Annotated in this window: 17 protein-coding genes and 1 pseudogene; 14 read left to right on the forward strand and 4 right to left on the reverse strand. The window is 24.2% G+C overall.

What is annotated here, in order from left to right; all coding sequences use genetic code 11:
* Nucleotides 1-140 precede the first annotated feature (140 nt).
* The 4 genes from rpoE (at nt 141) to H7686_RS00140 (ending at nt 4,015) form a co-directional block, all read left to right on the forward strand.
* Nucleotides 141-656, forward strand: a complete 516-nt coding sequence (rpoE, locus tag H7686_RS00125; protein ID WP_193621775.1) for a DNA-directed RNA polymerase subunit delta — start codon at nt 141-143, stop codon at nt 654-656.
* Nucleotides 657-768: 112 nt separating this feature from the next.
* Complete coding sequence (locus H7686_RS00130; RefSeq protein ID WP_193621776.1) at nt 769-1,473, forward strand: CDP-alcohol phosphatidyltransferase family protein; 705 nt, start codon at nt 769-771, stop codon at nt 1,471-1,473.
* Entirely contained in the window at nt 1,470-2,342 is an 873-nt protein-coding gene (locus H7686_RS00135) for a phosphatidylserine decarboxylase (protein WP_193621777.1), read from the forward strand. The genes H7686_RS00130 and H7686_RS00135 overlap by 4 nt, the downstream gene beginning before the upstream one ends.
* A gap of 59 nt (nt 2,343-2,401) precedes the next feature.
* On the forward strand, nt 2,402-4,015 hold the full coding sequence (locus tag H7686_RS00140; protein ID WP_193621778.1) for a CTP synthase: 1,614 nt from the start codon (nt 2,402-2,404) through the stop codon (nt 4,013-4,015).
* Between the two features lie 53 nt (nt 4,016-4,068).
* On the opposite strand, the gene H7686_RS00145 is transcribed toward H7686_RS00140, so the two are convergent.
* The 4 genes from H7686_RS00145 to H7686_RS00160 form a co-directional block, all read right to left on the reverse strand.
* A complete protein-coding gene (locus H7686_RS00145; RefSeq protein ID WP_193621779.1) occupies nt 4,069-4,587 on the reverse strand; it encodes a hypothetical protein in 519 nt (172 codons plus the stop codon).
* A 150-nt stretch (nt 4,588-4,737) separates the two neighbouring features.
* On the reverse strand, nt 4,738-5,352 hold the full coding sequence (locus H7686_RS00150) for a DnaD domain protein (protein ID WP_193621780.1): 615 nt from the start codon (nt 5,350-5,352) through the stop codon (nt 4,738-4,740).
* Nucleotides 5,352-6,032 carry a ribonuclease III gene (rnc, locus tag H7686_RS00155; RefSeq protein ID WP_193621781.1) on the reverse strand — a complete coding sequence of 227 codons (681 nt, stop codon included), beginning with the start codon at nt 6,030-6,032 and terminating at the stop codon, nt 5,352-5,354. Before rnc ends, H7686_RS00150 begins: the two co-directional genes overlap by 1 nt.
* A gap of 14 nt (nt 6,033-6,046) precedes the next feature.
* Complete coding sequence (locus H7686_RS00160; protein WP_193621782.1) at nt 6,047-7,072, reverse strand: phosphate acyltransferase; 1,026 nt, start codon at nt 7,070-7,072, stop codon at nt 6,047-6,049.
* Between the two features lie 1,876 nt (nt 7,073-8,948).
* Here H7686_RS00160 and asnS point away from each other — a divergent pair.
* From asnS to groL, 10 genes and pseudogenes are all read left to right on the forward strand, one after another.
* A pseudogene (gene asnS / locus H7686_RS00165) lies at nt 8,949-10,333 on the forward strand (asparagine--tRNA ligase).
* A gap of 59 nt (nt 10,334-10,392) precedes the next feature.
* Entirely contained in the window at nt 10,393-11,490 is a 1,098-nt protein-coding gene (locus H7686_RS00170) for an ABC transporter ATP-binding protein (protein ID WP_193621783.1), read from the forward strand.
* Nucleotides 11,491-12,444, forward strand: coding sequence for a carbohydrate ABC transporter permease (locus H7686_RS00175; RefSeq protein WP_193621784.1), 954 nt, complete (start codon nt 11,491-11,493; stop codon nt 12,442-12,444). It abuts the gene before it with no gap.
* 11 nt (nt 12,445-12,455) lie between these two features.
* Nucleotides 12,456-13,373 carry a carbohydrate ABC transporter permease gene (locus H7686_RS00180; RefSeq protein ID WP_193621785.1) on the forward strand — a complete coding sequence of 306 codons (918 nt, stop codon included), beginning with the start codon at nt 12,456-12,458 and terminating at the stop codon, nt 13,371-13,373.
* Nucleotides 13,357-15,078: an ABC transporter substrate-binding protein gene (locus H7686_RS00185; RefSeq protein WP_193621786.1), complete on the forward strand. Its 1,722-nt coding sequence runs from the start codon at nt 13,357-13,359 to the stop codon at nt 15,076-15,078. Before H7686_RS00180 ends, H7686_RS00185 begins: the two co-directional genes overlap by 17 nt.
* Nucleotides 15,079-15,125: 47 nt before the next feature.
* Nucleotides 15,126-16,133, forward strand: coding sequence for a DHH family phosphoesterase (locus H7686_RS00190; RefSeq protein WP_193621787.1), 1,008 nt, complete (start codon nt 15,126-15,128; stop codon nt 16,131-16,133).
* A 1,069-nt stretch (nt 16,134-17,202) separates the two neighbouring features.
* Entirely contained in the window at nt 17,203-18,579 is a 1,377-nt protein-coding gene (gene mnmE / locus H7686_RS00195) for a tRNA uridine-5-carboxymethylaminomethyl(34) synthesis GTPase MnmE (RefSeq protein WP_193621788.1), read from the forward strand.
* A gap of 156 nt (nt 18,580-18,735) precedes the next feature.
* On the forward strand, nt 18,736-20,682 hold the full coding sequence (gene thrS / locus H7686_RS00200) for a threonine--tRNA ligase (protein WP_193621789.1): 1,947 nt from the start codon (nt 18,736-18,738) through the stop codon (nt 20,680-20,682).
* 869 nt (nt 20,683-21,551) lie between these two features.
* The gene (locus H7686_RS00205) at nt 21,552-21,836 is read left to right on the forward strand and encodes a co-chaperone GroES (RefSeq protein ID WP_193621790.1); all 285 of its coding nucleotides are present in this window, start codon (nt 21,552-21,554) and stop codon (nt 21,834-21,836) included.
* 90 nt (nt 21,837-21,926) lie between these two features.
* On the forward strand, nt 21,927-23,564 hold the full coding sequence (gene groL, locus H7686_RS00210; protein ID WP_193621791.1) for a chaperonin GroEL: 1,638 nt from the start codon (nt 21,927-21,929) through the stop codon (nt 23,562-23,564).
* The last annotated feature ends 48 nt before the right edge of the window (nt 23,565-23,612 follow it).

The following is a 23,612-nucleotide window of genomic DNA, read 5'->3' on the forward strand; positions in this document are numbered from 1 at the left end:
AAGTTTTTGGAGTTAATTTTATTTTAATATCGCTTATTAACATTATTGGTTATTATGGATGTTTTTTTATGAATATTTATAAGTTTAATAGTTTGAATAATTGTTAAAAAAATACAAAAAAGAAGGTTATTGGAAATATTATGATAAACGAAACAAGTAATAATCAAAATTATTTAGAATATTCTATGTTAGAATTGGCTTTAGATATTTTGCAAAAAAATCAAAAACCTATGCCTATTCATCAATTAATAGAACAGGTTTTTCAAATAAAAAAAATAAAAGATTTACAACAAGAACGTTTTTTGCAATTGTATTCGGATATTGTTGTTAGCGGATTATTTGTATTTCATGGTGAAGATTTATGGGGGATTAAAACTGATAATTTAGATTTATGGGATAAAGAATATTATGCAGATGAAGAAAAATCTGATATTGATCCTGAATTATTAGATTTAAAATATTCTAATAATTTGGATGATGATTTTCGATTAGAAAACGATTCAGATTTTATCTCTACAGATGAAACAGCTGATCGTGAAATTTTAGAAGATATAGATGATACAGTTTTAGACGATGATGAAGCTTCTCTAAGAGATGAAAGTGATTCTTCTAATACAGAAGATAAAAATGAAGATATTAACGAATATAATTATTGAGTAAGTTATGTGAATTGTTCATTTTTATATCATTTTAGGAAGATTATATTAATTAAAACATGATTAAGTTTTTTTCTCGATTTATAATAGATGAAGGTTGTAATAGTGAATTATGTTTTTAGGAATTTATAATTATACTGTTTATTTGACTTATTTAAATTTGTTAAGTGGATTTTTAGGAGTGATATTTGCTACTCAAAACAAAATTATTGGTGCTTGTCTTTTATTGTTGTTATCTGGAATTTTAGATGTTTTAGATGGTATTGTTAGTCGTTGCAAAAAAAGTCGCTCTCTTAAAGAAAAAAAATATGGTGTCCAAATAGATTCTTTAGCCGATTTGATTAGTTTCGGTATGTTACCTATTTTTATAGGTATATCTTTTTATAAAAAAATTTTTAATAAAGATTTAGATTTTAAAAATTATTACGATATTGCTTTTATTTTAATTAGTTGTTTATATCTTTTAACATCTTTAATTCGTTTAGCTTATTTTAATGTTTTAAATGAAAGTTCTAAAAAAAAAGTAAGTATTTCTAGTTTTGTTGGTGTTCCTGTAACCGTTGCATCTATTTTGTTTCCTTTATTAGTTTTATTATTTGTTTTCGATCCTTTTAAAATATTGTATTGGGATAAAATTTTTATAAGTGTATATGTTTTTTGCTTAATGTTATTATCTTTTTTATTTATTAGTGATAAACTTCATTTTAATAAACCTGATATTTTGGGGGTATTATTGATTTTATGTTTATTATTTATTATTATTTTTGTTTTTTTATTTATAAACAAAAATATTTTTTTTAATGCGAGGAGAATGTGAATTTTTTATTTCGAACGAACAACAAACATAAGCAAGTGACAACTAGTTGGTTGCAAAAATTTTTATATCAAGATATACAAAAAAAATGGTGGAAACGTTTTTTATTAAGAATATTTATTTCTCGTATTTTTAGTAAAATATTTAGTTTTTATTTAAATTCTATCTTTTCGCGTATTCATGTTAAAAAGATTATCGTTAAAAATCATATTAATACTAGTTTATTTACACAAAATTCATTTAAATCTTATAATGATTTTTTTATTCGTGTTTATAAAAAAATTAATTTTGACGCTTCTCGTTTGACTTTTATTAGTCCTGGCGAGGGTCAAATTCGTATTTTTAATATTAATGCTGATAGCTTTTTTAATATTAAAAATACTTCTTATCATTTAAATGATCTTTTTAAAAATGATTATTTAGTTAAAAAATATCTTAATGGTTTTTTAGTGATGTTGAGATTGCAAATTTTTGATTATCATAGATATATTTTTGTAGATCATGGCATTCAAGATGAAAAGCATGTGAAAATTAAAGGGAGATTGCATACAGTTAATCCCATTGCTTTTAAATATTTTAATGTTTTTTCCGAAAATAGTCGTGAATATACTGTTTTAAAAACTTGTAATTTTGGGGATATTATACAAATGGAAGTAGGAGCTTTATTAGTAGGTAAAATCAATAACCATCCGATCCGTAGTTTTCAAAAAGGCCAGGAAAAGGGTTTTTTTTCTTTTGGAGGTTCTGTTATTGTACTCTTAATTGAACCTAATAAAATTAAATTTAATCAATTAATTTTGAATAATTCTCAAATGGGTGTAGAAACTAAAGTTAATATAGGAGAGACTATAGGTTTTAAATTGAAAAATTAAATTTAATAAAGGTAGAATGAAATTAAAAAAATAATAATGAATGGATAGTTAATGTATCAATGCACAAAAAAACTAAAATTATTTTTATTACAGGCGGAGTTGTTTCTGGATTAGGAAAGGGTTTGTTAGCTTCTTCTCTTGGATATTTATTAAAACAACGTAATTTAAAAATTTTTATGCAAAAACTAGATCCATATATTAATGTAGATTCGGGAACTATGAGTCCTCAACAACATGGTGAAGTTTTTGTGACTAATGATGGAGCCGAAACCGATTTAGATTTGGGTCATTATGAAAGATATTTGAATATTAATCTTACTAAAGATTCTAGTATTACAACAGGCCAAATTTATCAATATGTTATTCAACAAGAACGTCAAGGAAATTATTTAGGAAAAACTATTCAAGTTATTCCTCATATTACAGATGAAATTAAATCGCGAATTTTAAAAAATGTTTATTCTTGTCAATATGATATTTTAATTGTTGAAATAGGGGGAACTATCGGTGATATAGAATCATTACCTTTTATAGAAGCAATTCGTCAATTGCGACAAGATTTGGGTTTTGAAAATGTTTTATATATACATAATACTTTAATACCTTTTTTAAAATTTTCAGGAGAACCTAAAACTAAACCTACGCAACATAGCGTGAAGGAGTTGAGATCTTTAGGCATTCAACCTCAAATTTTGATTTTAAGAAGTGAAAGTGATATTTCGGCAGAAATAAAAGAAAAAATTTCGATTTTATGTGATGTTAAAAAAGAAGCTATTTTTTCTAATGTGAATGTTTCTATTGTGGAAACTATTGTTCTGAATTTGCATGCTCAACAAATTGATAATTTCATCTTGAAATTTTTTAATTTAGAATCTTTACCAGTAGCTAATTTATCAGCATGGCAAGAAATGATTCAACAGATGAAAATTTTAAAAAAAGTTGTTAAGATTGGTATAGTTGGTAAATATACTTCTTTTCATGATGCTTATTTATCTGTAGTAGAAGCTCTTAAACATGCAGCTTATTTTAATAAAGTAGGCATTGATATTAAATTTATTTATTCTGAAGATATTAATAGTGATAATGTACATGAGTTTTTGTGCGACTGTGATGGTATTTTAGTTCCTGGTGGTTTTGGTAGTCGAGCTATTGAAGGCAAATTACAAGCTATTCGTTATGCTCGCTGCCGAAATATCCCTTTTTTTGGGATTTGCTTAGGTATGCAGTTGGCTGTGGTGGAATATGCTAATAATGTGTTAAATTTATTCGGAGCAAATTCGACGGAGATAGATGAAAATACTCCTCATCCGGTAATTAAATGCAAAATTAGTGATACTGATATAGGAGGGACTTTAAGATTAGGTTTAAAAAAGACTAAAATTGTAACTCCAAGTAAAAGTTATGCGATTTATCGAAAATTAGTAATTTCTGAAAGATATCGTCAACGTTATGAAATGAATTCCGAATATATTTCTATGTTTATGCGAAATAAAAATTTTAGAGTTTCGGGTTTTAATTTGCAAAAATCAATCGTAGAAATAATAGAATTAGTAGATCATATTTGGTTTATAGGAGTTCAATTTCATCCAGAATTTTTATCTCGACCTTTTCATCCACATCCCTTATTTAAAGATTTTATTTTAACTGCGGTAACTTGTCGTCAAAAAAAATAAAAAAAGTGTTCTTTTATGAACACTTTTTTTTATTAAAAAATATTAAATTGATTTTATGATAATTTTAAATCTGATTTAGCTTTAGTGAATAAATTATCGATGTCAGTAGTTTTAACCATTTTGTTGTTTACAAAATTTAATACGTCTGCATCATCCCAACCTTTAGAAGCAGCACTTTCATCATTAACAAATTTTAATGCATCATCAGCTTTTGTTTTTAAATCATTTGCTAATTGCATTGTTGCGCTAGAGATTTTTTTATCTTTATCATCTGCTTTGTTATTTTCTGTAAATGCATCTATTATTTTTTTTAGACCATCAACTGCTTTTTGCGCTTCTTTTTTAGCATCGTCTGAAGAAAGATCACTTGTTTTTTGTTTTCCAGTTAAGTCTTTAAGATCCACTTTTAAATTTTCAAAATCTTTATTTGTTAATGTTGTTATGTTAAAAGGTTTCCAATGTAATAATTTAGCTGCTATTAGATAAACAACTATAGCTATACCTAAAGATGCTAACACACCAACTGTAATTTTGCCGTTTTTAGTTTGTAAAAAATTTTCTTTGTGATTCATAAAGAAACTTTTTCTTCTCCTCTATATTATTATAATTTTATTATATTATTAAATCTTTTGGTTTATAAAAAAGATTCAATATCGCCTTCAATTATAACATATTTTTAGAGTTAGATAAGGTAAAATGATAAATTATTTATTTTTAACTTATTATTTTATTTTATTAAAAATTTTATGTAGATTTTTTTCTATATTTTTATCTTGCGATATATTTTGTTTATTTTGGTAATTTAACAAACTGTTGATGTAAAAAATAGATTTTTTTTTGTGAATATGTGCTTGTTGGATTGCTTTTATAATTTTATCTTGTGGATAATTAAATTCGATATACCATTTTTTAATTATTTCTAATTCTTGGCTATTTAAGACATCTCCTTTAATTTTTTCTATATTAGATATAGTATTGCTAATATTTGAAGTATTTTTATGTTTTAATTTATTTAATTTTAGTTGTTTATATAAATTTTCAATTTTATCAAAAGTCTGACTAAGATCGAACATTTCTTGGACTTGATTATTAATTTTTTGTTGATATAAAAATAAAAAATTTTTTTTTATTAAATTTCTTAAAACAGTATCTATTTCGGTTAGGGAAAAATTAGTTTGTTGTATTATTTTTTCTGTCGATAGAATAGGAGTTCGGTATTGTTGAAAAAGGAATAATAATAATTTGACTTCTTTAATGAGTAAATTAAGTTTTAGATATTGATTAATTAAAATTTTTTCTATATCTAAATATCCTTCTTCATATATTTGTTTTAACATTATTTTAATTTACTTTCTTGTGATAATTTTTCTAAAGCTATTTTAGCTGCTTGTTGTTCAGCGGATTTTTTGGTTTTCCCTTCGCCTTTTCCTAATAGTTGTTCAGATAAATATACTTCGGCAATAAATTCTTTTTCATGCGCTAATCCTGTTTCAGCAACAATTTTATATTTAATATGTTGATGACGTGTTTGTACTAATTCTTGTAGTTGTGTTTTAAAATCAATAATACCTATGACTTTTGATAAACAAGGAACTACTACATAATGAAAAGTTTTTTTAACTTGTAAATAACCTAAATCTAAGTAAATAGCCGCAAATAAAGCTTCGAAAGCATCAGCAATAATGGAATAATTATATATGCCTCTTTTGCGTTCGCCTTTTCCTAATAAAATATATTGTTTTAGATTTATTTCAGCTGAATAAATTAATAGAGATGCTACACAAACAGCTTGAGCTCTTTTTTTAGTCATTATACCTTCGTTATCTTGATTTTTTCTATAAAGATAATTGGCCATAAGAAAATTAATAATGGAATCACCTAAAAATTCTAATCTTTCATTATTTTGATTTTTTAAATTATGTTCATTAGCGTATGAACTATGTGTTAAAGCGTTAATATATAAATTAATATTTTTAGGTTTTATATTTAATCTTGTAAATAAATTTTGAAGATACATGATAATCCTTGTATTTATTGAAATTTTTCAATTATTTTTTTTAAAAAATTTTTTTTGATTAAATTAATAGTTTGATTAATAGTTTGATAGAAAGTATTACTTGTAGAATTTCCAGGAGCTTTGATAATCAGTTTGTTTAATCCTAACAATATAGCCCCTCCTGTTTCATCTGTGTTAAATTGTTGAAAATGTTTTTTTATGTTTTTTTCTAAAAAGATTTTGCTAATTATTTGGGTGCAAAGATTACTAGTGAGTATTTGTTTTAAATGTCTTTTATACATTTCTACAGTTCCTTTAAATGTTTTTAAAATCATATTGGCTGTAAATCCATCACTTATTAAAATATCAGCTTCTGTATTGAAAAAGTTATTCGGTTCTTCATTGCCTTGGAAATTAATATTGGGATTATTGCTTAATAATTTAAATATATTAATATCTATATTTCTGCCTTTATTAGACTCTGTGCCTATATTTAAAAGTTTAATTTTTGGGTTAGGAATATGTAATAATGTTTGAGCTAAAAAATTAGCGCATACAACGAAATCTAAAATATTTTCTTCTTTTATTTCCGCATTAGCTCCTGCATCTGTTAAAATTCTAGTTCGATGATCGATGGATTTAAACATAAGTGCCAATGATATTCTTTTTATACTAGGTAAGGTTCCTATAATAAGGTAACTAGCTAAAACTAAAGATTGTGTTGGTCCAGCTGTTATAAAACTATCTATTGAAGTTTTTGAATTGGCAGTGTCTTTGAGAGCTACTAACATGGAATAAGGGAGATTATCTCTTATAGCTTCTCTGATATTTTTAGCATTCATAGGTAAGTATAAAGGAGTATTTATAATTTTTAATCTTGTTTTAATAGAATTTAAAATATTTGTGGTAAATATGTTTTGTAAACAATCTTCTATTTGGCTTTGAATACCATATAAATAAATATTTAAATTTTGATTTGCAATTAAAGCTTCTATTGTTCCTTGAATTACTGTTTTAGGTGCGAAATCTCCGCCCATAGCGTCTATAGCTAATGTAATCATATAAAATCCTTATATTTAAAATTTTTTAATTTTTGTAAAATTTTGTCGTCATTTTTCTTATTAAAAGTTTATTTAAATCTTTATAAGTTTTATAAGATTTTTGTATTAATATTATTAATTAAAAAAATGCATTTTTTATTTGTACTTTTTTATTTACAATTTTTATAATTATCAATTCAAATAATTATCAAAAAAAATATCTTTTGTTAAGGTTATTTCTTATTTGAATATGAAATAAATTTAACATGATATTAAAAATTTTAATTTTCATTTAATAATAGTAATAGATTATTTATTTTTTGAGATTATTTATTTTTTTGGTATTTATTATAAATAACGCTCTTTAAATAAAATAGAAAATTTTCCTATTTTCCTAAATTTGTATTCCGACAACTAGATTTATGTTTCTGATATCTATTATTAAACAAGTCTTATTCTTAACCGAACCAGTAAGTTTATCAACCATAAATTGCTGAATTATTTCGCTTGATCAATTTTTTAGCCTTCTCCTTGAGCGAGCAGCTATTTAATGATTCCCTATTAAATTTGAATTTTCCGATGACTAATAAAAAATTCGCTTTATTGCCGGAACTTATAATTTTTATCTTATTATCGGTTAATTTAATAACCTAAATCTCAAATCTTGATTTCTTAGAAAAGTGATTCTTATATCACAGTGATCTTCTTATTTTTTAAAGAATATTCTTGAATATTCTTAGAATTATTTGGTTAATATATCTTTTTTGACTAATTATGTTTTTCGTAACCAGATTTTAAGAATTGCTGTAGTTACTGATTATTTTTTTTTATGAATTTTTTATTTTATCAGTATTAGTGATTGGTGAGATTATTTTATATTTAGGTCTTCTTTTGGTGTCTTTAATTATTTATAAGAAATTCGCATTTTTTTAATTTATAAAATCTTAATTTTAATGTATGGCAATGATTTTATTAAAATGAATATTTTAATATCCAAAAAATAATATCAACTTTTTAATTATAACATATTTTGTAATTATGATATTAGAAGTTAATTTTTATTTAAAATTCATTTAAAAGCTATTATTTTTCTTTTATTTTGGTTTTTTAATTTAAAATAAATCAAATTTAAAAGTTGAATAAAACTGCATATTTATTTTTGGACTATTGTTTATGTAAGTTTATATTAAGTTTATATTTATTTAATTTTTCTTGACATTTGATATAAAAATTATATAATTCTAATATGAAATTATTATAGTTTATAGTAATTAGTATTAATATTATTTTTCTTTCATTTTTTAATATTAAATGGAATTTTTTAAATAATTATAAAAGATTATTAAAATTTTTTTAATTTTTTATTTTTCTAAAGAAAATTTTATTTTATTATTTTCATTGAATTCAAATAATTTATTAGTTATCATTTTTATCTAAATTATTAATTGTAATTTATTAAATTTTACAAATATATTAAGAGATTTTTATTAGATATATTTTTTTAAAATTAGATTTTCAAACAAATTTGCTAGATTGAAAATATAATCATTTTTTGTATTTACTATTAATACTTATTAATAAAATTTGAGTAAATAAAATTAATAAATTTTTCAAAGACAAAAAAGATGATAACGTGATAAAATAAATTAGTCATAATTTGTTTCGACTAACAATAGTAAAGTAAAGATATTAATAATTAAAAATTAAAAAGAAGATACAAATGTCCTTGTATATTGGTTACTGTTTTAATTTATAAGATTACATAAAAAAGATAAAATTTATTATTTTTTTTAATTAATTTTATTCTGGTATGATTATTTTAAACTTACAATTAAAAACTTAATTTCAATAATTATATTATTGAGAGAAATTTATCGAAAGAGATATATTATTTGGTATGTTGGCTAACAAAACTATTAAAAATATTTATGAAAAATATTCTTTATACGTAAAAAAAAAATTTCTATTAATGGTTGGATAAAAAATTGTCGTTTTCAAAAAAATATTTTTTTTGTTGATATTAATGATGGTTCTTTTATTGAAGATTTGCAAGTTATTTGTAAAGATAATGAATTTATTTGTTTAAAAAAAATTAAAAATGAACTTAATATTGGTACTTCTGTTTATATAGAAGGTATTTTGATGCCTTTGAAGAATGCTTCTATTAGTAATTTAGAATTTGTGGCCTCTCGTTTTGTTATTTTAGGTTCTAGTTCTATAAAATATCCTATTCAACCAAAACCACATTCTAGAGCTTTTTTAAGACAATTACCTCATTTACGATTAAGAACAAAACTTTTTGGTGCTGTTTTTAGGTTACGTAATACTGCGACTTTTGCTATACATAATTTTTTTCAAAATAAAGGTTTTATTAATATTCATACTCCTATTATTACTACTAATGATGGCGAAGGAGCTGGGTCTTTATTTCAAGTAACGAGTTTGGACCTAAATAAAAATATTATTGATTTTAAAAAAGATTTTTTTGGAAAACCTGTTTTTTTAGCTGTAACAGGACAGTTAGAAGCTGAAGCTTTTGCGACAGCTTTTAAAAAAGTTTATACTTTTTCTCCTACTTTTAGAGCAGAAAAATCTAATACTTCTCGTCATATTTCTGAGTTTTGGATGATTGAAGCAGAAATGGCTTTTTATGATTTGTCATCGAGTATTATTTTAGTTCAACAAATGTTACAGTATGTAATTAATTTTTGTTTACGAAAAAATAAATCTGATTTAGATTTTTTTGATAAAAATATTGAACCTGGTTTAATTAATAGATTAAATTATGTTGTTAATCTTAAAGATTTTCCAATAATTACTTATAAAGAGGCTATTACTCTTCTTGATAAAAGTTCTTTTAATTTTGAACAAAAACCTATTTACGGTTCGGATTTATCTACAGAACATGAAAAATATTTGACAGAAGTTGTTTTCAAAAAACCTATTTTTGTGACACATTGGCCTAAAAATATTAAGGCTTTTTATATGCGTAATAATGATGATAATGAAACAGTTGCGGGTATGGATTTATTAGTTCCAAAAGTAGGAGAATTAGTAGGCGGTTCCCAAAGAGAAGAAAGATTGAAGATTTTAGAAAATAAAATGCATGAAATGCAAGTAAATACAAAAGATTTAGATTGGTATTTAGATTTACGTCGTTTTGGTAGTTGTATTCATTCTGGATTTGGTTTAGGTTTTGAACGTATGCTACTTTATTTAACAGGTTTAGAAAATATAAGGGATGTTATTGCCTTTCCTAGGAGTTATTGTAATATTTTTTAACATTTCTTTTTTAATAAAAAATTCTAAAAAACAAAATTAAAAGAGGTTATATAAAAAGCATGTTTATTAAAATGTTAAATGTTTCTAAAGTTTTTGTTAATAAACATAATCATAAAAAAACTTTCGCAGTTAAAAATATTAATTTGGAAATTAAAAAAGGAGAATTAGTAAGTATTTTAGGGCCTTCAGGCTGTGGTAAATCAACTATTCTTTATATCATAGCAGGTTTAATTTCGGTTACTGAAGGTAATATTTTTTTTGACAATGTTGATGTCACAAAAGTTCCTCCGGAAAAAAGAGGTGTAGGTTTAGTATTTCAAAATTATTCTTTATATCCTCATATGACTGCTCGCCAAAATATTACTTTTCCTTTGCAAAATTTAAAAGTATCTTCCGACAAAATTCAAGAAGAATTAGATAAAATTTCTGCTTTAACATCTACTAGTGATTATTTAGATAAAATGCCTTTTGAATTATCTGGAGGCCAACAACAACGTGTAGCTATTGCTAGAGCTTTAATTAAATATTCTGGTATATTATTGTTAGATGAAGCTTTATCTAATTTAGATACTCATTTGCGTATTAGGATGAGAGATGAAATACGTAAAATACAAATAAAAACTAATGTAACTGCTGTTTTAGTCACTCATGATCAAGAAGAAGCTATGTATATGAGTGATAAGATTTATGTTATGAATAAAGGTACTATTCAGCAATGTGGCACTCCGCACGAAATTTATAATAATCCTGTTAATTTGTTTGTAGCTTCTTTTTTGGGTGTTCCTCTTATTTCTGTATTTAATGGTATGCTTCATTGTGGTAATTTAAAAGTAGGTAAAAATGTTATTTTAAAAGATCAACGTTTTCAATCATTTAATAATAAAGAAGTTTATGTTGCGATCCGACCTGAAGGTTATGAATTGAAACAAGATGGAATTTTCGAAATTGAAGGTATAGCTTTAGAAAATTTAGGTCGCGAATTAGTTTTATTAGCAAAAAAAACTGAATCTATTTATAAGACATTTCAAGTTATTATACCTACTTACCAACAAGAACAATTAAATGCTAATAAAATTAATAAACAAAAAATTCGCTTTGATATTAAAAAAAATAAATTATTTGTTTTTGATAAAATTAATGAAAATAGGATTTTTTAAATGTTAGAAAATATGGGGCATAAAAATCATAGACATTGGTATTATTTATCGCCTATGTTGGTTTTTTTAACTGTTTTTACTTTTTATCCTTTAGTTAAAAATATTATTATTTCTTTTAATGCTAAATATGATAAATTTAACGATTCTTTTAGCATGAAGCTTTATGATTTTTTTAGTTTAAGCAATTATATTTCTATTTTTAAAGATGTAGATTTTGTTTTTGCATTACGAAATACTCTTCTTCTAGTAATTATTTGTGTACCAATATCTATTTTTTTATCTTTAATTATCGCTTTAGCTTTAAATAGCGTTCGTAATTATGTAGTGCAACATTTTTTTAAAACATTTTTTTTATTACCTTTGTTATCTAATACTATTATTATGAGTATGATTTTTGGTTCTTTTTTTTATTACAATACTACTAGCGCGATTAGACCAGAAGGATTATTTAATTCTTTTTTAGGTTTTTTTGGTATTAAACCTCAACCTTGGATCAACATTTCTGCTCCTTATTCTCATAAAATTTTTGTTTTAGTTTTTTATAATATATGGGCTAGATTACCTTTTAAAATTTTTGTGTTTATTTTATCTTTGCAAGATATTGATAAATCTTATTACGATGCAGCCAAAATTGATGGAGCTTCTAAGTTTCGTATTTTGACAAAAATAGTTTTACCTTTATTGGCTTCGACTATTTTTTATCAATTAATAATTGAAACTTTAATGGTTATTAAAGAATATGAATCTGTTATAGGTGTTTTCGGGAGGAACGCTAATTATCGAGTACAAACTTTAGTAGGTTATATTTATAATCAATTATCTAGTTCTCATTATAATTCTTATTCTAAAGGAGCAGCTGCTGCTACGATATTATTATTAATTTCTGTTGTGTTTACTACTATGAGTTTTTATATTTCTAAAAAAGAAAATAAATTGATGAAAGTGGATTTATAATAATTATTTATATGAATATTAATAAGATTTATCGTTTTATAAGCGTCAATATTTGTAATATTAAACATAAGTTAGGTAAAATAAGCTATTTTGCTATTGTTAAATATTTGTTTTTGATCTTAATTTTATTATTTTTAACATTTCCTTTTTATGTAATGGTTATCACTTCTTTGAAAAGTCATAAAGATATTGTAGAAAATAATTTATTAAGTTGGCCTAAACAAGGTTTGCAATTTATTAATTATAAAAATGTTTTCGCTCTTAAAGATTTTAAATTTTTAAAATATTTTACAAATACTTGTATTATGGTATCTTTTTCTACTTTATTGGGAACTGTTTGTTGTGTTTTAGCCGCTTTTGCTTTAAGTTTTTTTGTTTTCCCTTTAAAAAGAATTATTTTAATGTTATTGTTTTTAGCTATGTCAATTACAAGCGAAACTTTAATTTTGACTAATTTTCGTACTGTTTCTAATTTAGGTTTGGTTGATAATGGTAATGGTTCTATTATTCCTGGTGGTGTTTATTTCGCCATGACTTTTCCTTATTTGATTAATGTAGTACATTTATTTTTGTTAATTCAAACTTTTAAACGTGTTCCTAAAGAATTATACTATACAGCTAAAGTGGACGGCGTTAATAATTTGCAATATTTATGGAAAATTTTATTACCTATAACAAAACCTACTGTTATTGTAATTGCTGTTTTCAGAACTATAGCAGCTTGGAATGCTTATGCTTGGCCAGAGTTGGTTGGAGCGAAGTTGTTGACTAATATGATAAGAAAAATTTTTGATTCAGAATCTGTTACGGATACTTTAAATCTTCAAATGGCTATTTTTGTTTTAATAAATTTGCCTCTATTATTTTTATTTATTATTTTTAAAAAATATATTATATCTGGAGATAGTCGACGTGGTATTAAAGGTTAATTTAAAATCTAAAATTTTAAATATTGGTAATGTGGGAAAAATATTTATATATTTTAATGCCATAGTTATTTTTATCATAATATCTAACTATTTTCGGACTTCTCAAAATAACGAATTTTTTACTAAAAAATATGATAATTTAAGGAATGTAATTAGTCAAAAATTTTACAATCATGAATCTCAAGTTAGTTATTTTAAAACTCTTAAAAAGCCTGTAGAAATTATTTTTTGGCACAATTTGTATCCTAAAGAGTTAGAAATTATTAAATTATCTATTAAAGAATTTGAACAACATAATCCTAATATTAAAATTAAAGAGGTTAATAAGGTTAATTGGGAACAAATTTGTAAAAGTGTTGCTAATTCTTTACCTGTTAATAAACAACCTAATATTGCATTTTCTTATGATGATCATATTGAATTTTATTCTAAATCATTTAAAGTGGTACCATTAGATATTTTTATAGATTATGATGATGATTTTCGTAATACTTCTAAACATAAAAATAAATATAGTTTTTTTAAAGGTTATGCGAAAAAATTACAATTATCTAATGTTTACGACGGAAAATCTCATCACTATAGTCTACCATTTGTTAAATCTACAGAAGTTATGTTTTATGATAGTGATTTATTTAAACAATATCGTGATGATTTGAATAAATTTTTTTATGAAAAACATAAGGTAGATTTTAAAGATGATTGTTCTGAAATTATTGATTCTCAAGGAAAATTTGATTTTAAAGTTTTAAAAGTTAACAAAGATTATTTGATTTGGCCTTATTTAGAAACTTTTTGTGCTAAATTGATTGAACTTAAAAAAGATCGAACTTTTATTCCTATTACATCGGAAAGTTTAGCTAATTTAATTATTATTAGTAACGAACAAAAAGGGATTTCTTATCCAAAAGATGAAAACGAAATTAAGAGTTTTTTGTTAGATGAAAATGTTAAAAATAATATGCAATATTTTAAAGAAAACTTTTATAATAAAGGTTTTTTAACTAGTTCTAAATTAATTGGTATTAGTAGTAAAGAAATGTTTATGCAACGTAAAACTGGTATGTTTATTACTTCTACCAGACGATCTGATTTATTACATAATCAAGTATCAGATTTTAATATAGAAATGACTCCTTTTCCTTGTATGAGTTATAACGATCAATATAAAAATATTATTCAAGGTCCTAATGTTAATTTATTTTATTCAGAAGATGATGATAAAATGTTAGCTTCTTGGTTATTTTTGAAGCATTTGATTTCTAAAGATGTTTATATGGATATGTTGTTAGGCAAGGGCGGTTTTATTATTACTCGCGAAGATGTTTTAAATACTTTAAAAAATTCCAAGACTTCTAGTGAACAAAATTTTATTGATGAACAAATTCGAACATTGGAAAATTATTTTTGCGAGAAAAATAATATTACTGATAAGCAAAATCCGAAAGTAATAGGAGATCAAAAAATAAAAAGACGAGAATTGTATAAATTTAAATCGGTTAAATTCGCTCAAGAACATACTTATGATAATAACGATAAAGATACTTATTTCACGACACCTATTTTTGTTGATGTAGTTTTTTTTCGCTCGATATTAAATGATTTGTTTACGGAAATTTTAGCTATTGATAGCCAAACAACTAATTTAAAACAAAAAATAAATTTTTTATTTATGGAAGCTTATACAAGGATTGCTCATAATTAATGTTATAAAAAAAGATTTAATTTAACTAATATAGGAGAATAGAAAAAATGAATCAAAATATGATACAAATGAATCCCGATACAATATCTATGAATCATTTAATTCTTAACAATATAAATGAATTTGATATTATTACTATATTTGGGCATAAAAATCCCGATGGAGATTGTTATGGTTCTCAATTAGGGTTGAAAGATATTATTCAACAAAGTTTTCCTAATAAAAAAGTTTATACTTTAGGCGAAAATAATCCTATTTTTTCGTTTTTAGGTTTAATGGATGAAATTAATGATGATGTTATATCTCAATCTTTAGCTATTGTAGTGGATTGCGGAAATACTAATGTAATTAGTGATGTTAGATATAAAATAGCTAAAAAAATTATACGTATTGATCATCATTTAATAGGAGAAATTTACGGAGATGAACAAAATTCTTGGATTGATCCAAGTTTTTCTTCTTGTTCGGAAATGATTTATACTTTTAAAGAAGTTAATGATTTAAATTTGAGTATCAAAGGTGCTTTACCTATTTATATTGGTATGGTTACAGATACTGGTCATTTTCGTTTTGATAGAGTAAATTATAAAACTTTACAAATTGTTTCTGATTTGTTATGTTATGGTTTTGATGCTTTTCAAATTGATACTAAAATCACTGTTCAACCTATTAATATATTAAGATTTAAAGGATATGTATGTAGTAATTTTATTGCTGAGGATGGTTTAATTTATATTAAGATTACTCATGATATTATTGACAAATTTAAATTAAAGTTCGAAGATATTAATAGTGTAGTGAATATTTTCCATAATATCCAAGGATATCCTGTATGGTTATTTATAATAGAAAATAAGATTAAAAATTATTGGAAGATAAGTATACGTTCAATAGGGCCTGAAATTAATCATATCGCTCATCAATTTAATGGTGGAGGGCATTTTCGTGCTTGCGGTATGAATGTTTATAATCAACAAGAAATTAATCAAGTTATTAAATTGGCTAAAAATTCTATTAAAGATTATGAAAACCAAAGAAACCTAAATATCTCGTGATTTAACCAATCACCACACTGCGAGAGGTAATAACGGGTTATTTATAATTAATAATAAAGAGTAATATCAAGTTTAAAACTTGGAATCTCACTATTTCTAAAAAGCTGAACTTTATTTTAAGTAATTCAGGTTGATCTTTAGATTAAATAAATTTATATTGATTTTATATTGATGAAATTAACAAATAATTAGATAAAATTCATTAGAATCAAACTTTTTAACAATTAGATAAGTACAACTTAATGAGTAATTATTAAGTTAATCGTCAAAAATAAATTTAATGTGCCTTTATAGAAAACGTTTGTTAAATAATCAAAGTATTAAATGAGAATATGATATGGGATGAATAATCTGATAAATATTCGCTTATCATTGGATTTGTTTTGTAACTAATAAGATTTGTGGAACGTAAAGATAATCGTTTACGATATCAAAATTCTAAAAATTGAGTAATAACATCGCGAATATATCAATATTATCTATAAAAAAATCGGTAATTAATTACTTTTGATTTTATCTAATAATTTTTGATTTTTCGCTTATTGCGAACTATTTAGTTGTCAAAAAAATTCCGTGAGAAGCAATTAAAATTTCATTATGAGAGTTCAACAGAATATTGAGGTTGGAGAAACCTGAGAATTAGATATACTTAAAAAAGTTAAATTCGCCATACCAAAAAAACATATAAAAACATATGCAATTTTGATTAAATTAGGATGAGAGATACACAAACTCTTTCTTTATGTAAGGGTGATCAGATAACTACTAATTAAATACACGATATTCAAGAATTTAAGAAATAAAGAAAGATCAGAAGAAATAATTAATGAGTAGATGATACTCAGTTATTCTTTGAAAAAAGTTAAATTATGGCAATTTGGATGAAAGGAAAGTTATTCTTTGGTTCGGATGGTGATGATTATTGATAACAGATATCAGTAGTAAAATAAATTTTAATATTAAAACATAAATAATTTATACATATTAAAAACAATAATTTGTTTGGTATGTTGATTAAAAAAATTAAAATAATAAAAAAATATAAAAATATACATGAAGTGAGTGAATAATGTTTTTACAAGAAACTATTGCAGCTATTGCTACACCTTTAGGCATAGGCAGTATTAGTGTAATTCGTGTAAGCGGATCAAAAGCCATTGAGGGTATTAATAGTATTTTCAAAGGTATTAAAGAAATTAATTTATTAGAAGTGGCAACTCATACTATTCATCATGGTTTTATTTTGAATAATTCAGGTGAAGTTTTAGATGAAGTTTTAATTTCTGTTTTTCGGTCTCCTCGATCTTTTACAGGTGAAGATGTTATCGAAATTCAAGCTCATGGAGGTATTTTAATTACTAAACTTGTGTTAGAAAGAGTTTTATCTTTGCCGTTTATTAGATTAGCAGAGCCAGGTGAATTTAGTAAAAGAGCTTTTTTAAATAAAAAAATTGATTTATTGCAAGCAGAAGCTATTATGGATTTAATTCATGCTAAAAATATTAAGTTTATCAAATTAGCTAATGCAGGTTTGCAAAAAAAAATTTCTAAAAATATTCAAGATTTAAATAAACAAATTTTAAATTTAATAGTTAGTGTAGAAGTAAATATAGATTATCCCGAATATGATGATATACCTAATGTTACTAATAATTTGATTGTTCCTCAAACGGAATTTTTAATTAATAAATTGCAAAGTATTTTAGATAATTCTTGTAAAACTCGTTTTATTAAAGAAGGTATTAAAACTTTAATTTTAGGTAAACCTAATGTAGGAAAATCTAGCCTTCTAAATAATTTTTTAGGAGAAGAAAGAGCTATTGTATCTGATATTCCGGGAACTACTCGAGATTTTTTGGATGTTTATGTAACTATCAATGGTATTAATTTACGTTTAATTGATACAGCAGGAATTCGTAATACTGATGATTATTTAGAGAATTTAGGAGTTAATATTTCTAAAAAATTTATAAACGAAGCTGAATTGATTTTATTATTATTAGATGCTCATGATCTTTTAGAACCGGAAGATTTAATGTTATTAGAAATGACTAAACATAAAAATAGAATCATTGTAGGTAGCAAATCGGATTTGTCAATTAATCTGAAATTATCATCCGAATTAGAATCGCAGATTATTTTTATTTCTAATCATACACAAGAGGGAATAGAAAATTTAAAAAGAGAAATTATAAAAAAATTTAATTTGCAAGATATTCAAGAGCGAAATTTCGATTATTTATTTAACCTTCGGCAAGTTCATCAATTAAAAAAAGCTATTATATCTTTAAAAAATATTTTAAAAGATATAAAAAGAAATATGCCTATAGATATACATGTGCTTCATTTAAAAGAAGCTTATCAATCTTTAGAAAATATTTTAGGTAGCAAATTACAAGAAAATTTGATTAATGAATTATTTTCGAAATTTTGTTTAGGTAAATAATATTTATTATTTTTGGTTTTTTATTTATATACATGTTATTTGTTATTTTTTTATTTAATTTTTGCAAGATTGAAAATATTTTTATTAATAAATTTAAATTAATTATTGGAATAATTGTATAAAATAATTAAATTGTTTAAAGGATCGGATTATGACATGATTGAAATTGAATATCAACAAAATCATCAAAAAAAAATATTTCCAAATAATATTACTGTTAGTAAAATTATTATTTCTGAAAATTTGGAATTTTTAAATAATTCTGAAAAATTACCAATAGCAGCTTATTTTAATAATAAATTAGTGAATCTGGATAAGCCTTTAAATGAAGATGGTGTATTAAATATTATCACAATATCCGATAGTATAGCTTGGTCTATTTTAAATAACAATACTGCTTTAATTATGGCTCAGGCTATTTGTCGTGTTTATCCAAATTCATTGTTAGTGGATAAGTATATAAATTCAGAAGGTTTTTGTTATGATATTGATCCAGTTAATAATATAATTTCAGAAAAAGATTTTGGTATTATTGAAAAAACTATGATTAATATCATGCAAGAAAAATTACCTATTACTGAAACAGAATTATCTGTTTCTGAAATTCGAAGTTTATTTAAATTTAATTATTATAAAATAGATTCTTTGCAAAAAATTGAGTCTTCGCAAAAGTTATTTTTATATAAAAAAGGTAATTTTTTAGATTTTTGCACAGAAGATCAATATTTACCTAATATTAATCTTAATCGTTATTTTAAAATTTTAAAAATATCTGGAGTTTATTGGAAAGGCAATAAACAAAATAAGGTTTTAACTCGTATTTATGGGGTAGCTTTTTTTCGAAAACAGGATTTAGCTAATTATTTAAAAACTTTAGATGAAAGAAAAAAACGAGATCATAAATTTATTAATAAAGAACAAAATTTTTTTATGTTTTCGTCAGTTGTTGGAACTGGATTACCTTTTTGGTTATCTAAAGGAGCAACCATTCGTCGTATTATTGAAAGATATATTGTTGATAAAGAAATATCATATGGATATCAACACGTTTATACTCCGGTTGTAGCTAATATCTCTTTATATAAAACATCTGGTCATTTGCAATTATACAATGAAGATATGTTTCCCATTATGCAATTGCCAGATGGGGAACAATTAATTTTACGACCTATGAATTGTCCTCATCATATGGAAATTTTTCGTCAAAAAATACATAGTTATAAAGATTTGCCTATAAAAATAGCTGAATTAGGTCTTTTGCATCGTTATGAACCTTCTGGAGCTGTGTCAGGATTGCAAAGAGTACGAGCTATGTCTTTAAATGATGCCCATATTTTTATTGCACCGGAACAAATTAAACAAGAATTTGTTGAAATTATTAATTTAATTAAAGAGGTTTATCAAGATTTTCAAATTCGAGATTATTATTTTAATTTAAGTACTCGTGATCCTAATAATAAAAATAAATATTTTGATGATCCCGATATGTGGTTAAATTCTGAAAAAATTTTAAGAGATATTTTAAACGAATTAGATCTTAAATATCAGGAAAAAATCGGTGATGCTGCTTTTTATGGTCCTAAAGTTGATGTGCAAGTTCTAACTGCTTTACATCATGAAATCACTTTATCAACTATTCAATTAGATTTTTTATTGCCTAAAAGATTTAATTTATCTTACATAGATTGTAATAATCAAACTAAAACTCCTGTAGTTATTCATAGAGCTATCACATCTACTATAGAAAGATTTACCGCTTATTTAATGGAACAGCACAAGGGCTTTTTCCCTGTATGGATTGCACCTGTACAAGTTGTTATTATCCCGGTTAATAATGAATTACACCTTGATTATGTTAAACATTTACGAAAAGAAATGTTACGAAATCATATAAGAGTGGAATTAAATAATAAAGATCACACCTTTAATTCTAAAATTCGTTCTGCTTATCAAGACAAAATTCCTTTTCAAGTTATTATTGGTGAACGTGAAATTCAAAATAATACTTTACATGTTCGTCAATATAATAAACTTGAAAAACGTAATATGTCTATGAATGAGTTTTTACAAATGTTTCAACATGCGATTAAAAATAAAATTTAATTTTTTTTGTTAAATTGATATTGAAAAAAGATTATAAATTGAATTATAATTAATTAGTGTTGGACTCTAAAGAGACATGAATATTATGTTATCTAACCAATAAACCAGTGCCGATAAATATTTAAAGGATAAGACTGTTTTTTACCGGTTTTTTAAAGGAAACGATAAATAATTAACGCAGTTCTTAAAATCAGGTTACAACTAATTAGTTAGTTCAAAATATGCCGCTACCACATGATTACAAAGATAAGCCAAAAGTGGCTGATCTATTTAATACATCTGTTTTGTACACTACTATAAGTGATAGGTTCAAAATTTATCAATATAAATTCTTGGCATTGTTTATTTTATTAATGGGAAACTGGATTTTCACAGCTTTTTAACGATAATCTTTCCTTGATAATTAAGGTAGATATTTAAAGTTAAAAAAGTTAAAAAGATTCCCTTAAAGACCACAGTTCTTAAAAGAACAATGGAGGTAATAAAAATTATCAGAACAAAAGACAAAGTAAATATTTTATAAGAATATGGCTAATGCAAAGAACAATGATCTTTGCAAGATGAAAGAACTTTAATATCTTATAATAAGATATTATTGCATGGGGCAGTTAGACACTTTTTTAAGCTTAAAAAAGGCTTTTTTAATAGAATATCAGAAAGACAATTCCCGAATGCCGAAATGAAAATAATCTATTCATATTTTAATATTTATTTATAATTGTTTATTTAATTTATTGATTAATAATTAAATTCTGAAAATTTATTTGATAAAACAATTAAGAATATTATTGTTAAAAATTTTTAATTTATTTTTCATTATATAAAAAAATTTTAAATTTGATTATTTTATAACAAAAAAGGAGAAAGTTATGACAAATTTTTTAATTCAACCTTTAAATGATTATGTTGTTTTAAAACCAAAATTTCAAGATGAACGTACTTCTTCAGGTCTTATTGTTAGTACTAGCCCTCGCAAAGAAGAATCTTTAGGTATTGTAGTTAGTTTTGGACCGAAAGTCATTGATTTAAAAACGGATGATTTAGTAGTTTATAAGAATTATTCTGGAGAAAAGGTTCAATTTCAAGAAGAAGAATATTTGATTGTTAAATTAGAAAATATTATTGCTAAAATTAATAATAAGGTTAATTCTTAATAATTTGATTTTTTATTAATATTAATCATTTTGAAAATTTTAAAAAAATTAATTATTTATTAGGATAAAAGAGGAGTATTTGATAATTATATGGCAAAACAAATTGTTTATGGCGAAATAGCAAGAAAAAAAATTTTAAAAGGGATAGATTTATTAGCTAATACAGTTAAAATAACTTTAGGTCCTAAAGGCCAAAATGTTTTATTAGAACAAAAATATGGTAGTCCTTTAATTATTAATGATGGAGTAACTATTACAAAAGAAATTAGTTTTAAAGACGCTTATCATAATGCCGGCGCTAAAGCTATATGCGAAATAGCTACTCGAACTAATGATGTTTCAGGAGATGGTACAACTACAGCTGTTTTATTAGGTCAGAGTATGATTCGTAAAGGTTTTGAAGCTTTAGACACAGGTGGTTTTAAAGGGGTTCTTTTAAAACAAGGTATTTTAGAAGCATCTCGTGTAGTAGCTCAACAACTTTTAGCCAAATCTCGTTCTGTTAATACTCAAGAAGAAATCGAAAATGTTGCTACTATTTCGTCTGGTAGTTTAGAAACAGGAAAAATTGTAGCTGCTGCTATTGAAAAAGTAGGTAAAACGGGAGTTGTTAATGTGGACGAATCTAAGAGTTTTGAAACTGTATTAGATGTTGTTGAAGGTATGCAATTCGAAAAAGGTTATGTGTCTCCTTATTTTGTAGTAAATCAAAAAGATTCTTTAATAGAATTAGAACAAGCTGCTATTTTAATTACTGATCATAAGATTAATAGTATATTTGAAATTAATCGTATTTTAGAATATTCATTAAGTAATAGAGTTCCTTTGCTAATTATTGCCGAATCTTTCGATAATGAAATGGTAAGTATTTTGGTCGCTAATAAAAAGGGTAATTACTTAAATGCAGTTGCGGTTGAAGCTCCGAGTTTTGGTGATCATCAAAAAGAATTGCTTCAAGATATGGCTATTTTAACTCAAGCTACTTTTGTTTCTAAAGATTTAAATATGAAGTTAAAAGATGTAGATGAAAAATTTTTAGGTAAAGTTAATAAAGTTATTATTAAAAAAAATAGTACTACTTTGGTAGTTGATAATAAAACTTCTGCTTTAGAAACACGTATTCAAGAAATTCAATCACAAATTTCTAATATTAAAAACATGAAAGATTTTAATCAACATGATTTAAATAATTTGACCAATAGATTAGCTAAATTAACTGGTGGTATTGGTATTATTCATGTAGGAGCTACTACTGAAACAGAATTAAAAGAAAAAAAATTACGTATCGAAGACGCTTTAAATGCAACTAAGGCTGCTATTGAACAAGGTATTGTTCCTGGTGGAGGAAAAGCATTAGTAGAAATTTATAAAACTGCATCAAGTGAATTAAATTCTGCAAACGAAAGTGTTCGTAAAGGTTATAGTATTGTGTTAGAAAGTTTATTAGAACCTACTAAACAAATTGCAACTAATGCGGGTTTTGATGCTTCTATGATTCTTCAGAAACAATTAGAACAAAAAGATAATTTTGGTTTTAATGCTGAAACTGGTCAATTTGTAGATTTAGTTAAAGATGGTATTATGGATCCTACAGCGGTAACTAGACAAGCTGTTTTAAATGCAGCTTCTATAGCATCTATAATGGTAACTACTGGTGCTGCTGTTGTTGAAGAAGTACTAGAAAAAAATTATCCAAATATTGATAATATGAATAACGATTTACTTTAATATTTAAATAAATTATTTTATATCTTTTTTAAAAATTAATTCATTAAA

Source organism: Candidatus Phytoplasma asiaticum, assembly GCF_015100165.3.
GTDB lineage: Bacteria > Bacillota_I > Bacilli_A > Acholeplasmatales > Acholeplasmataceae > Phytoplasma > Phytoplasma citri.

What these genes read in the sequence shown, in the direction of transcription:
- thrS (WP_193621789.1), top strand. Translation starts at nt 18,736, where the DNA reads ATGATTGAAATTGAATATCAACAAAATCATCAAAAAAAAATATTTCCA.
- H7686_RS00140 (WP_193621778.1), top strand. Translation starts at nt 2,402, where the DNA reads ATGCACAAAAAAACTAAAATTATTTTTATTACAGGCGGAGTTGTTTCT.
- H7686_RS00180 (WP_193621785.1), top strand. Translation starts at nt 12,456, where the DNA reads ATGAATATTAATAAGATTTATCGTTTTATAAGCGTCAATATTTGTAAT.
- H7686_RS00145 (WP_193621779.1), bottom strand. Translation starts at nt 4,587, where the DNA reads ATGAATCACAAAGAAAATTTTTTACAAACTAAAAACGGCAAAATTACA.
- H7686_RS00205 (WP_193621790.1), top strand. Translation starts at nt 21,552, where the DNA reads ATGACAAATTTTTTAATTCAACCTTTAAATGATTATGTTGTTTTAAAA.
- mnmE (WP_193621788.1), top strand. Translation starts at nt 17,203, where the DNA reads ATGTTTTTACAAGAAACTATTGCAGCTATTGCTACACCTTTAGGCATA.
- H7686_RS00130 (WP_193621776.1), top strand. Translation starts at nt 769, where the DNA reads ATGTTTTTAGGAATTTATAATTATACTGTTTATTTGACTTATTTAAAT.
- H7686_RS00150 (WP_193621780.1), bottom strand. Translation starts at nt 5,352, where the DNA reads ATGTTAAAACAAATATATGAAGAAGGATATTTAGATATAGAAAAAATT.
- H7686_RS00190 (WP_193621787.1), top strand. Translation starts at nt 15,126, where the DNA reads ATGAATCAAAATATGATACAAATGAATCCCGATACAATATCTATGAAT.
- H7686_RS00175 (WP_193621784.1), top strand. Translation starts at nt 11,491, where the DNA reads ATGTTAGAAAATATGGGGCATAAAAATCATAGACATTGGTATTATTTA.
- rpoE (WP_193621775.1), top strand. Translation starts at nt 141, where the DNA reads ATGATAAACGAAACAAGTAATAATCAAAATTATTTAGAATATTCTATG.
- groL (WP_193621791.1), top strand. Translation starts at nt 21,927, where the DNA reads ATGGCAAAACAAATTGTTTATGGCGAAATAGCAAGAAAAAAAATTTTA.
- H7686_RS00170 (WP_193621783.1), top strand. Translation starts at nt 10,393, where the DNA reads ATGTTTATTAAAATGTTAAATGTTTCTAAAGTTTTTGTTAATAAACAT.
- rnc (WP_193621781.1), bottom strand. Translation starts at nt 6,032, where the DNA reads ATGTATCTTCAAAATTTATTTACAAGATTAAATATAAAACCTAAAAAT.
- H7686_RS00160 (WP_193621782.1), bottom strand. Translation starts at nt 7,072, where the DNA reads ATGATTACATTAGCTATAGACGCTATGGGCGGAGATTTCGCACCTAAA.